Annotated in this window: 10 protein-coding genes; 6 read left to right on the top strand and 4 right to left on the bottom strand. The window is 60.9% G+C overall.

The window, feature by feature from the left end; genetic code table 11:
* Positions 1-65: 65 nt before the first annotated feature.
* Positions 66-2054 (bottom strand): alpha-1,4-glucan--maltose-1-phosphate maltosyltransferase, encoded by a 1989-nt coding sequence (locus tag GIW02_RS20460; RefSeq protein ID WP_236418097.1) that lies wholly within the window; start codon positions 2052-2054, stop codon positions 66-68.
* Positions 2055-2258: 204 nt separating this feature from the next.
* Between GIW02_RS20460 and GIW02_RS20455 the strand changes: the two genes are divergently transcribed.
* On the top strand, positions 2259-2417 hold the full coding sequence (locus GIW02_RS20455) for a hypothetical protein (RefSeq protein WP_236418096.1): 159 nt from the start codon (positions 2259-2261) through the stop codon (positions 2415-2417).
* Between the two features lie 181 nt (positions 2418-2598).
* Positions 2599-3615: a M10 family metallopeptidase C-terminal domain-containing protein gene (locus GIW02_RS20450; protein WP_236418095.1), complete on the top strand. Its 1017-nt coding sequence runs from the start codon at positions 2599-2601 to the stop codon at positions 3613-3615.
* A gap of 7 nt (positions 3616-3622) precedes the next feature.
* Here GIW02_RS20450 and GIW02_RS20445 read toward each other — a convergent pair whose 3' ends face one another.
* Positions 3623-4117, bottom strand: coding sequence for an MgtC/SapB family protein (locus tag GIW02_RS20445; protein ID WP_236418094.1), 495 nt, complete (start codon positions 4115-4117; stop codon positions 3623-3625).
* A gap of 119 nt (positions 4118-4236) precedes the next feature.
* On the opposite strand from GIW02_RS20445, the gene GIW02_RS20440 reads away from it, so the two are divergent.
* The 4 genes from GIW02_RS20440 (at position 4237) to GIW02_RS20425 (ending at position 8129) form a co-directional block, all read left to right on the top strand.
* Positions 4237-4476, top strand: a complete 240-nt coding sequence (locus GIW02_RS20440; RefSeq protein ID WP_236418093.1) for a DUF3203 family protein — start codon at positions 4237-4239, stop codon at positions 4474-4476.
* Between the two features lie 184 nt (positions 4477-4660).
* On the top strand, positions 4661-6070 hold the full coding sequence (ccoG, locus tag GIW02_RS20435) for a cytochrome c oxidase accessory protein CcoG (RefSeq protein ID WP_236418092.1): 1410 nt from the start codon (positions 4661-4663) through the stop codon (positions 6068-6070).
* Positions 6071-6167: 97 nt separating this feature from the next.
* The gene (gene mapR, locus GIW02_RS20430) at positions 6168-7577 is read left to right on the top strand and encodes a GntR family transcriptional regulator MpaR (protein ID WP_236418090.1); all 1410 of its coding nucleotides are present in this window, start codon (positions 6168-6170) and stop codon (positions 7575-7577) included.
* 180 nt (positions 7578-7757) lie between these two features.
* Positions 7758-8129 (top strand): hypothetical protein, encoded by a 372-nt coding sequence (locus tag GIW02_RS20425; RefSeq protein ID WP_236422017.1) that lies wholly within the window; start codon positions 7758-7760, stop codon positions 8127-8129.
* Between the two features lie 18 nt (positions 8130-8147).
* Here GIW02_RS20425 and GIW02_RS20420 read toward each other — a convergent pair whose 3' ends face one another.
* Positions 8148-8894: an SDR family oxidoreductase gene (locus GIW02_RS20420; RefSeq protein ID WP_236418086.1), complete on the bottom strand. Its 747-nt coding sequence runs from the start codon at positions 8892-8894 to the stop codon at positions 8148-8150.
* Between the two features lie 52 nt (positions 8895-8946).
* Positions 8947-11043, bottom strand: a complete 2097-nt coding sequence (locus GIW02_RS20415) for an EAL domain-containing protein (RefSeq protein WP_236422016.1) — start codon at positions 11041-11043, stop codon at positions 8947-8949.
* Positions 11044-11208: the final 165 nt, after the last annotated feature.

Below are 11208 nucleotides of genomic sequence, written 5' to 3'. Positions count from 1 at the left end.
ATTCATCAGCTAACGCACCGCATTCGCGAGCAAGCCCGCTCCCACATTTTTCACCTGTGCCAGGCTCAGGAAACGCTGATGCGCCAGATACCAAAGGGCATCTGCGGGTCGAGGCGGGTCCACTGGGTCTTGCCGTACCAGGTCCAGCGATGGCCATTCATCAGGTCTTCGCCCTGGGTTTGGGCGTCGTCCGGCAGACCCAATTCCCACAGCGGCAGCTCGAAATGGGCTTCCTGGGCGTTGAACGGGTCAAGGTTGACCGCCACCAGGATGAAGTTGCTGCCGTCTTCACTGCGCTTGCCGAAATACAGGATGTTGTCGTTCCAGGCGTTGTAGAGCGTGAGGCCCAGGTGCGTCTGCAAGGCCGGGTTTTGCCGGCGGATACGATTGAGCTGAGCGATCTCGGCAATGATGTTGCCGGGGGCGGTGTAGTCCCGTGGGCGGATTTCGTACTTCTCCGAATCGAGGTACTCCTCCTTGCCCGGCACCGGCGCGGCTTCGCACAATTCAAAGCCGGAATACATGCCCCACAGGCCAGAGCCCATGGTGGCCAGCGCGGCGCGGATCAAAAAGCCCGGGCGACCGGAATCGTGCAGGAACCCTGGGTTGATGTCCGGCGTGTTGACGAAGAAATTCGGCCGGTAGCATTCGCGCCACGGTGACTGGTTCAGCTGCGCAAAATACTCGCTCAGCTCCGCCTTGGTGTTGCGCCAGGTGAAATAGGTATAGCTCTGGGAATAGCCGACCTTGCCCAGGCGCGCCATCATCGCCGGCGTGGTAAACGCCTCGGCGAGGAAAATCACCTCGGGGTGTTTCGCGCGCACATCGCTGATCAGCCATTGCCAAAACGGCAGCGGCTTGGTGTGGGGGTTGTCGACGCGAAAGGTCTTCACGCCCTCTTCCACCCAGCCGACGACGACGTCGCGCAGCTCGGTCCACAGGCTTGGAATCGCGTCTGCCGCGTAGAAATCGACGTTAACGATGTCCTGGTATTTTTTCGGCGGGTTCTCCGCGTATTTGATCGTGCCGTCGGGGCGCCAGTTGAACCAGCCCGGGTGCTGCTTGAGCCACGGGTGGTCCTGGGAGCACTGGATGGCGAAGTCCAGGGCGATTTCCAGGCCGTGGTCGGCAGCGGCCGCGACCAGGCGGCGGAAGTCTTCGCGGCTACCCAATTGTGGATGAATGGCCTCATGGCCACCCTCTTCGCTGCCGATGGCGTATGGGCTGCCGGGATCGTCCGGGCCTGCGGTGAGGGAATTGTTCTTGCCCTTGCGGTGGCTGCGCCCAATCGGATGGATCGGCGGGAAGTACAGCACGTCGAACCCCATGTCGTGGATCATCGACAGGCGTGAGTGCACATCATTGAAGGTGCCGTGGCGCGCCGGATCGTCAGTGATCGAGCGCGGAAACAGCTCGTACCAACTGGCAAATTGCGCGGCCTCACGCTCCACATCAATCGGGTACACGGTGCTGATGCTCAAGTAGGCGCGGTGATCGGCCTGGGTCATCAGGTGTGCACTGTCTTCGTGCAAAAACTGCGCGACCTGCTCGGTTTCCAGCAGCCCGGACAGTTCGTGGTGCAGCAGCATCAGGCGGTCACGCAGCTCATTGTCACTGCGCTCGGCGGCCTGCAGCACCAGGCTGCGGCCTTCCTGCAGCTCCAGGCTGACGGGAACGCCGGCCTCATGCTTTTTGCGCAACTCATAGCAGAAGCTGGCAAAGGTATCGATCCAGGCCTCAATGCAGAATTCATGCGGGCCCTGGCTGACGACGGTAAACGCGCCTTCCCAGCCGTTATTGCCCACATCGGACATCACCACGCTGTGCCAGCTCTCTTGGTGCAGCGCACGCCAGCGAATCAGCACGGCGAGTTTGTCATGGCCATCGGCGAACACGGTGCTGGTGACGTTGACCCGCTGGCCAACCACAGCCTTGACGGCAAATTCGCCGCCGTCGATCACGGGTGTGGTGCTTTCGATCGCAATCCTGGGCAACAACAATGCCTGGGACAGCGGCAAGAGGGATTCTTCTGGAACCTGTGTTTCAGCAGTCATCGAGCATCTTCCCCTTACGCCCTGTGGACGCTCTTTGCTTGATCCAAATTCTGAGACGGCGACACTCTCCCTGAGCAGGGCCGTATAAGGTCCGAGCCTGCCCCGCAGGGAAAAGTTCAGGTGGATGTGCCGCCATCGGGCGGGGAATCAATTCGCCCAGCCGATTGTCCACCGCTAGAGCAAAGCACAAAGGAGGCCACACCGATGAATATCCCGATCCCGGCAGAAACGCCCGACCCGAATATCGACAACCCGACGCTGCCGCCAGCTGAACCACCGCCGGTTCCCGAGCAGGAGCCACCCGAGAATGACCCACCGCCGGTGCAGGAGCCGCCCACGAGCGTGCCGCCGGTCATCGTCTGAAACCACCGTGTCCGCTCGTGAGATAAGGGGTTGGTGACCTGCGAGCGGACATTGATCGGCGTGCTTTCCCACTCAACTTCAGGACAATGCCCTAAATACAACCGATTTGATGGTTCCCATACTGAGCCGTGCGCTTGCAAGCCTACCGGGCAAAGCGTTAATTCATTTATGAGGATTCATCATGTCGACCATCCATCTACCGTCGCGCCTTCATTCCGAAACCCCACTCAGTCGCCCTCACGCACCGCCCGCCCTTCACTCATCCGCCGACACCCATGCTGCGGCGCTGCAGGCCTTGCTCGAGTCCGGCCCGAACAGCGCCCGAGCCCCCAAGCTTCCCGACAACCCAGCGCCTTTACCGGCCCAGCGGGCAGCGATGGAGCGAGAGATCAACGCGCTCGGCGCCCAGTTGGGCCGTAAAATGGTCGAAGGCATGCTGCGCAACCCCGACACCGCAGAGTCACAGGCCTACTTCAACAAAATCGACACCCTGTTGACGCCAGACACGCTCAAAGGCGTGTTGAACGGCCCCAATCCAAAAGCGTGCACCAAGGCACTCACCCTGATCGAAACCCAGCTAAACAAAAACGCTATCAACAGCGCGTTGACCCCCATCGAGACCGAGCAAGTTGAGGCCTATCGCAACTACATCGATTCGGCAATGTTCAATCTCAAGGCCAGCTTGATGAGTGCACCGCCGGAAAGCCGTTTTGAAATGGTGCGCGCCTTCTCGCGACGAGAACACGCGCCCCTGACAAACATTCAACACTATATAAATACCCTCAAGGACAAGAGCGAGCACCTGTGCGACATCGCCACTCAGGTCAGAGAGGCGATCGGAGCGCTGCAATTTGCGCATCCCGAAGAGTGGCGCAAAGACGATTACCGCGAACCTGCCGGCGGCCTGCACGCAAGAACCTATAGTTTCGCCCACATGAACGAGTCCACCCTGGAACACCCAAGCGAAATCCGAAACTTCGTCACAGGTCGAGACAAATTGGACCTCTCGGGTATCGGGCGGCAACTTAATAAGCCGCTGCAGTGCGTCAATCGGTTATCGGGCCATAGTGGCGAAATACAACTGCACTACTCGCGTGCCAAAAACACATCGGTTGTGTCGGTTTCCGCTAATCGGGGACAAACGGCATTTGTCGTAAAGGTATTCGGTCAAGTGAAAGAGCGGGACCTGTCGGTTTGACCGACAGTCAGCCATTCTTCTCGAACGCCTTGACGATACGGGGCATGGCGCTGAATACGGCCAAGGCCAACAAGGTACTGAGCACCGCTGTCGATTCTCGGCCCATGCCCGCGGCAACCCCAATTGCCGCGGTCATCCAGAGGCCGGCGGCGGTGGTCAGCCCTTTGACGTGACCCTCTTCGTCCTCCTTGCCCTTGAGGATAGTGCCCGCGCCAAGAAAGCCGATGCCCGCAATCACTCCCTGCACCACGCGGCTCATGGCATCCGCCTGGTTGCCGGACATCTGCGGCACCAATACAAACAGCGCAGCGCCCAAGGCCACCAGCATATGGGTGCGCACCCCGGCGGCCTTGCCCTTGTGTTCCCGCTCGAACCCGAGGATGCCCCCCAGGATCGCGGCGATCAGCAGGCGCACAGTGATCTGAGTCAGTTGCTTGGCATCGCCGATATCGGCGAATTCAGCTTGCAGGGTTTGCCAGACTTCATGCCACCAGGCGTCCATGGGTGCGCTCCGTTTTCGTTATAGGTAAAGGATGGACAGCGGCGACCGCCAGTCAGTTGCCTGGAACCCCCGCACGCCAATGCCCCCTAACGCCTATAGCTCATGAAAAGGAGAACGGCATGCCCATTCGTATCGAAAACCAGCTGTGCTATTTCATGCTCGATGACAATGGCCAAGAACAGAGCGTGCCAGCCACCCGGGTGACTGTGCTGACCGATACCAGCAAATCCATGTCATACGTGGAGTTGGCGGCGGAGCGCATCTATATCACCGAAGCCGAGGCCGACGCGCTGACAGTGTCCGGGGCCCACGACGGGCGCCAGCATGTAAAGGCCGACGAACCGGGTTCGCTGATTTAATTGATCTGTATCAGTACGTCCTGGATAACCCTGCACCCCTTGCGTCAAGGGGTGTAGCAGATTGTTACAGCGCCCCGCCTGCGCCCCATCTGATCCGCTTTTTATCGCCCTAGGTGAGTCTGTTCTGCAAACAGCGCCACGCGCATAGTTCATCCGCCTGATGGAGGCTGATGAGTGAACGACCATGAGCGAAAGAATTCCAACCGTGGAAACCTTTGTGCCCATTCACCCAAAGAAGGTGAAGGCCAAATCCAGTGACACGTTGATCCATACCCGCAGTTTTACCGGGCTGTTCCGTACCTTGCGCATGGGCGGTGCAGCCTTTCTGTTCCTGGCTTTTTTCGGCACCGTGTGGCTCGACTGGGGCGGACGACAAGCGGTGTTATGGGACCTGGCAGACAGCAAGTTTCACATTTTTGGCGCTACGTTCTGGCCCCAGGACTTCATCCTGCTGTCGGCGCTGCTGATCATCTGCGCGTTCGGCCTGTTTGCGATCACTGTGTTTGCGGGCCGAGTGTGGTGTGGCTATACCTGCCCGCAAAGCTCGTTCACCTGGCTGTTCATGTGGTGTGAAAAAGTCACCGAAGGCGAGCGCAATCAGCGCATCAAGCTGCACGCCGCGCCCTGGAGCCTCAACAAGCTGGCGCGGCGCTCGGCCAAGCACACCTTGTGGCTAGGCATCAGCCTGCTCACCGGGCTGACCTTTGTCGGTTATTTCACCCCGATTCGCCCGCTGGCCAACGAACTGCTGACCTGGCAAATGGGCGGCGTGAGCCTGTTCTGGGTGGTATTTTTCACCGGTGCTACCTACCTCAATGCCGGCTGGCTGCGCGAAGCGGTGTGCATGCATATGTGCCCGTATGCACGGTTTCAGAGCGTGATGTTCGACAAGGATACCTTGACCATCTCCTACGACACCGCACGCGGTGAAAACCGTGGCCCGCGCAAGCGTGAGGTCAAGCCCGCCGACCTTGGGCTGGGCGATTGCATCGACTGCCAGCTGTGCGTGCAGGTCTGCCCCACCGGGATCGACATCCGCGACGGCCTGCAAATGGAATGCATCGGCTGCGCCGCCTGCATCGACGCATGCGATTCGATCATGGACAAAATGGGCTACGCCCGTGGCCTGGTGAGCTATACCAGCGAACATCAACTGCAAGGCGGCAAAACCCACCTGCTAAGGCCGCGCCTGATCGGCTACAGTGCCGTGTTGCTGGTGATGATCGCCGCGCTGGTGGTGGCCTTGGTGGAGCGGCCGATGGTGTCGCTGGATGTAACCAAGGACCGCGGCCTGTTCCGCGAGAACGCCCAGGGCCTGATCGAAAACATTTACAGCCTCAAGGTCATCAACAAGACCCAGCAGCATCAGGACTACCGCCTGGAGCTGGTGGACGCCGAGGGCTTCCAACTGCAGGGCACCACCACGATCAGCCTGGCGCCCGGTGAAATCACTGATGTACCGGTGTCAGTGGCGTTGCTGGCCGACAAACCGGCAAGCAGCTCGCAGACCCTGCGCTTCAAGGTCACGGATGTGGACGAGCCATGGGTCTACAGCGCTGCGGATAGCCGGTTTGTGGCACCGCTGAACCGCTGAAGTCGCTCCGGCGATGGGAGATCCAAAGGTGGCGGCGGGTTTGCCCGCTCCCACCTGTTACTCGGTGTACATACTGAAAAAACTGTTTAAGGCCGCCATGAAACGCTACGAAAAATTCGCCGACGACATTGCAGAACTGATCCGCTCCGGCGTGCTCGGCCCCGGTCAGCGCGTGCCGTCCGTGCGCTACGCCAGCCAAACCTACGGCGTCAGCCCATCCACCGTGTTCCAGGCGTACTACCTGCTGGAGCGTCGCGGGCTGATCCGCGCACGGCCGCGCTCCGGGTACTTCGTCAACACCCACGCGCCGAGCCCGTTTTCCGAGCCGGTGGTGAGCGAGCACGTGCATGAGTCCACCCAAGTGGATGTCAGTGAGCTGGTGTTCTCGGTCCTCGATTCGATCAAAGACCCGAATACCGTGCCGTTCGGCTCGGCCTTCCCCAGCCCCATGTTGTTCCCTCTGCCGCGCCTGGCCCGCTCCCTGGCCAGCGCCAGCCGCGCGATGGACCCGCGCCTGGTGGTCACGGACATGTCGCCGGGCAACCCGCAACTGCGCCGGCAAATTGCCCTGCGCTACATGGTCGGCGGCCTGATGCTGCCCATGGAAGAACTGCTGATCACCAATGGCGCGTTGGAAGCGCTGAACCTGTGCCTGCAGGCTGTCACCGAACCCGGCGACCTGGTGGCCATCGAAGCCCCGGCGTTCTACGCCTGCCTGCAAGTGCTGGAGCGCCTCAAGCTCAAGGCGGTCGAGATTCCGGTGCACCCGCGCGATGGCATCGACCTCAATGCCCTGGCGCAAACCCTGCAGCGCTACCCGATCAAGGCGTGCTGGACCATGACCAGCTTCCAGAACCCCATGGGCGCCACCCTGCCCGAGGAAAAGAAACAGGCGCTGGTGGAACTGCTGCGCAGCCATCAAGTGCCGCTGATCGAAGACGATGTGTACGCCGAGTTGTACTACGGCCAGCACGCGCCTAAACCCGCCAAGGCCTTCGACACCGAAGGCCTGGTGATGCACTGCGGCTCCTTCGCCAAGAGCCTGGCCCCCGGCTATCGCGTGGGCTGGGTGGCGGCTGGCCGCTATGCACAGAAAGTGGAACGCCTCAAGCTGATGACCTCGCTGTGCCCGTCGATGCCGGCCCAGGCGGCGATTGCCGACTACCTGCAGCACGGCGGTTACGACCGGCACCTGCGCAAATTGCGCTATGCCCTGGAAGAACAACAAAGTGCCATGCTGGCCGCCATCGCCCGCTACTTCCCGGCGCAGACGCGCGTCAGCCAACCGGCCGGGGGCTATTTCCTGTGGCTGGAATTGCCCGAGCAAACCGATTCATTGAAGTTGTTCCAGATGGCGCTGGCGCAAGGCATCAGCATCGCGCCAGGGCCGATTTTCTCGGCGACCCAGCGCTTCAGGAACTGCATTCGCCTTAACTACGGCAGCCCGTGGACCGAGGTATCGGAAAAGGCCATGGAGACATTAGGACGTATCGTGCGCTCGTTCTGAGCAGGAACCGAATCGAAGCTGTGGCACACAGAGGAAAGGTGCTTTTCTTACACCGTAAGAAGCACCTCCACTGGCCCGACGCTGAGGTTTCCCATGACCGTGTCTCTATACCCAGGTATCAAGCCGCTGCCTGTCCCTCCCAACTACATGCGTGCAATCGAACGAGATCAAATACGCGAGATGACCGCCCCCACAGGCCGCCCAGAAGGTGATCATCGCTCGGCGGACAGGATTATCGAACAGAGTCGTGTCCTCACGCGCTTCCTGGAAAGCCGTGATCATTACGAAATCGGTGACGACCTCAAGCAACAGGTCGGTGACTGGACCGATGCCAATCCTGACCCGTCAGCCAAGGCCGACGCAGCATGCGACCTGGACCGGGTGCTGCGGTTTATCGATAACATCGACAACCGCACCTTGAATGGCAGTGATTACCGCAATGGCAAAATCGACGGTTTTCGCGACTACGGCTACAGCAGCCTGAACAACTCGGAAGCCAGGTTGCTCAGCGACTTCGCCCGCCACGGATATGCGGTCTTGCGCCACCAATAACCCTGCGGGCCAAGCGTTTCAACGCCCGCCCCCCAGGTCGAGAAACGTGCCGGTGGCATAGGAAGCCTTGTCCGACAGCAACCAGATGATCGCTTCCGCCACTTCATCCGGGCGGCCGCCACGGGCCATGGGGATGCCGGACTCAAGCTTGCTGACGCGGTCCGGGTCGCCACTCAGCGCATGGAAATCGGTATAGATATAGCCGGGGCGTACCGCGTTGACGCGAATGCCCTCGCCCGCGACCTCCTTCGAAAGGCCCAGGGTGAAGGTGTCGACTGCGCCTTTGGAGGCGGCGTAGTCGACGTACTCACCCGGCGAGCCCAAGCGTGCGGCCACCGAGGACACGTTGACAATGCTGCCACCCTGCCCGCCATGCCTTGGGGACATGCGCAACACGGCGTGCTTGGCACACAGGATCGGGCCGAGCACATTGGTCTTGATGATGTTCAGGATACGAAATTCAGACATTTCATCGACCCGCGACTTATGCGCCACGGTGCCAGCATTGTTCACCAATGCAGTCACCCGCCCCAGCTCGGCGTCCACACGACTGAACAGTGCAATCACTTCATCTTCAATGCTGACATCTGCCCGCACGGCAATCGCCTGGGCGCCCAGCGCTCGCACCTGTTCGAGTACAGCGTGGGCCGCTGACTCATCAGAGCGGTAATTGATGCAAATGCGATAGCCTTCGCGAGCGGCCAGCAAGGCCGTCTCGGCGCCAATCCCACGGCTGCCTCCAGTGATGATGACAACTTTGTCCATGCGTGCGATCTCCTGATCCAACCGGGTGATAGGTTGGATCCAATACTAACCGTCACGCACGGTTTTTGTCAGGCGCCAATATCTCTTCGTTACGCTGGATGTCGGCCATGAAACTATCGGCCGGCAGCGGGTGGCCCAGCAAATAGCCTTGCAGCGAATTACAGCCCAAGCGCGTGAGGAAGCTCTGCTGCACATCGGTCTCCACGCCTTCGGCGACAATCCGCAACCCCAGGGCCTGGCCCAGGGCGACGATGGCCGAAACAATCGCGGCGTCGTCGCTGTCGTGTTCCAGGTCGCGCACAAACCCCCGGTCGATCTTGAGTTCGTTGGCTGGCAGGCGCTTGAGGTACATCAGGCTCGAATAGCCAGTGCCGAAGTCATCGATGGACAGGTCGACGCCCATGTCCGACAGCTGCTGCAACACTGTCATGCTTGCATCGGCATCGCTCATGGCGGTGGTTTCGGTGATTTCCAGGGTCAGGCTGTTGGCCGGCAACTGATGACGCTCCAGCGCAGTCGCCACGCTATTGACCAGCCCCGCGTGGCAGAACTGCAGCGCCGACAGGTTCACGGCAATGCGCCAGTCTTCGTAACCCTGCGCATACCACAGGCGCATCTGGCGGCAGGCTTCATTGAGCACCCATTCGCCGATAGGAATGATCAAGCCGGTTTTTTCCGCCAGCTCGATAAAGGTCGCCGGCAGCAGCAGGCCCTGTTGCGGATGCTCCCAGCGCAGCAAGGCTTCGGCCCCCACCGGGATACCGCTGAGTGCGTCGAACTTGGGCTGGTAGTACAGGCGAAACTGCTGCTGTTCAACGGCGTTGCGCAGGTCCTGCAACAACTGCAACTGCTTGCGCGCGTTGGTGTTCATCGACACGTCGAAGAAACTGTAGCCGTTCTTGCCCATGCCTTTGGCGTGGTACATCGCGGCATCCGCGTTCATCAGCAATTCCTGGGGGTTGCCACCATTGCCCGGGTAGATGGCGATGCCGACGCTGGCAGAGATCTTGAGCTCATGCTCGGCCACCTGGAATGCGCGGTTGATCAGCACCACCTGGCGTTCGGCGAGGCCGAGGGCATCATCGCGCTGGTTCAGTTGCACCAGCAATACGAACTCATCGCCGCCGATACGCGCCAGGGTGTCCTGGCCGCGCAGGTCCTCGCGCAGGCGCTGGCCGACTTCGCGCAGCAACTGGTCACCTAGGTGGTGGCCAAATGCATCGTTGACCGGTTTGAAGCCGTCCAGGTCGATAAACATCAGGGCGAAGCAACCGCCCTGCTCGTTCACCGCCTGCATGGCCTGCTGGATACGGTCGGCCAGCAAGGTGCGATTGGGCAGCCCGGTGAGCATGTCATGCAGGGCCAGGTGGGTCAGCTCCTGGTTCGCCAGGGTCAGGGAGTCAGCGAGCACCGCAGTGCGGGCTTCCAGGCGCGCATCGAGCAACGAGGTCAGTAACGCGATGGCCAGCACGGCCAGGGTGGTCACCAGCACCAGGTTGTCCAGGCCTTTGCCGCTGAGCCCCGACAAGGCAGCGCCGCAAAAGCTTTCATCAGCGAACTGTGCCGCCGCCATGCCGGTGTAGTGCATGCCGACGATGGCAAAGCCCATCACCACGGCCGCGCCGCCGCGTGCCAGGCGCACGTACGGGGTGTTGCGACGCAGGTTGAACGCGATCCATAACGCGGCGCCGGACGCCACCACTGCGATCAGCAACGAGGCGCCAAACAGGCTCGGGTCGTAGTCGATGCCAGGGGTCATGCGCATGGCGGCCATGCCGGTGTAATGCATGCTGGCGATGCCGGCGCCCATGACCAGCGCGCCGAATGCCAACTGCCAGGCGGGTAGTCGGGGCTGGCTGACCAGCCATAGGGCAAAGCCGCTGGACACGACTGCGATCAACAGGGACAGCGCGGTAATGCCGAGGTCGAAGCCCAGGGCGAACGGCAGGCGCAGTGCCAACATGCCGATGAAGTGCATGGACCACACGCCCACTCCCATCGCGAGTGCTCCGCCGGCCATCCACAGGTAGACGGCGCGGCCCTTGGCGGTCGCGAGGCGGCCGGTCAGGTCCAGCGCGGTGTAGGACGCCAGGATGGCGACGAACAGCGAGATGACGACCAGGGAGGGGGAATAGCTACCGATGAGCATGGGGGTTCTCGTGAGCGACGGGCGTTTTTTGCACGTGCCAAGGGGGTGGCAAAGCGGCGGATTGTAGCGAGAAATATTTTTTTGTTGTTGATTAATTGACAGGGGGCCGTCAGGGGATTTTTGGCGTCAATTGGATGGCTGCTTTTGGGGGTGGGGGGGGTTGTT

The sequence above is a fragment of the Pseudomonas syringae genome (assembly GCF_021606685.1).
Classification (GTDB): domain Bacteria; phylum Pseudomonadota; class Gammaproteobacteria; order Pseudomonadales; family Pseudomonadaceae; genus Aquipseudomonas; species Aquipseudomonas syringae_R.
Note: the sequence above shows the minus strand (reverse complement) of the source record. Positions and strands in the feature narration are given on the sequence as shown.

Excerpts from the sequence above, each read along its gene's own strand:
- GIW02_RS20415 (WP_236422016.1), bottom strand. The coding sequence starts at position 11,043 with ATGCTCATCGGTAGCTATTCCCCCTCCCTGGTCGTCATCTCGCTGTTC.
- GIW02_RS20440 (WP_236418093.1), top strand. The coding sequence starts at position 4,237 with ATGCCCATTCGTATCGAAAACCAGCTGTGCTATTTCATGCTCGATGAC.
- GIW02_RS20460 (WP_236418097.1), bottom strand. The coding sequence starts at position 2,054 with ATGACTGCTGAAACACAGGTTCCAGAAGAATCCCTCTTGCCGCTGTCC.
- GIW02_RS20445 (WP_236418094.1), bottom strand. The coding sequence starts at position 4,117 with ATGGACGCCTGGTGGCATGAAGTCTGGCAAACCCTGCAAGCTGAATTC.
- mapR (WP_236418090.1), top strand. The coding sequence starts at position 6,168 with ATGAAACGCTACGAAAAATTCGCCGACGACATTGCAGAACTGATCCGC.
- GIW02_RS20455 (WP_236418096.1), top strand. The coding sequence starts at position 2,259 with ATGAATATCCCGATCCCGGCAGAAACGCCCGACCCGAATATCGACAAC.
- GIW02_RS20425 (WP_236422017.1), top strand. The coding sequence starts at position 7,758 with ATGACCGCCCCCACAGGCCGCCCAGAAGGTGATCATCGCTCGGCGGAC.
- GIW02_RS20450 (WP_236418095.1), top strand. The coding sequence starts at position 2,599 with ATGTCGACCATCCATCTACCGTCGCGCCTTCATTCCGAAACCCCACTC.
- GIW02_RS20420 (WP_236418086.1), bottom strand. The coding sequence starts at position 8,894 with ATGGACAAAGTTGTCATCATCACTGGAGGCAGCCGTGGGATTGGCGCC.
- ccoG (WP_236418092.1), top strand. The coding sequence starts at position 4,661 with ATGAGCGAAAGAATTCCAACCGTGGAAACCTTTGTGCCCATTCACCCA.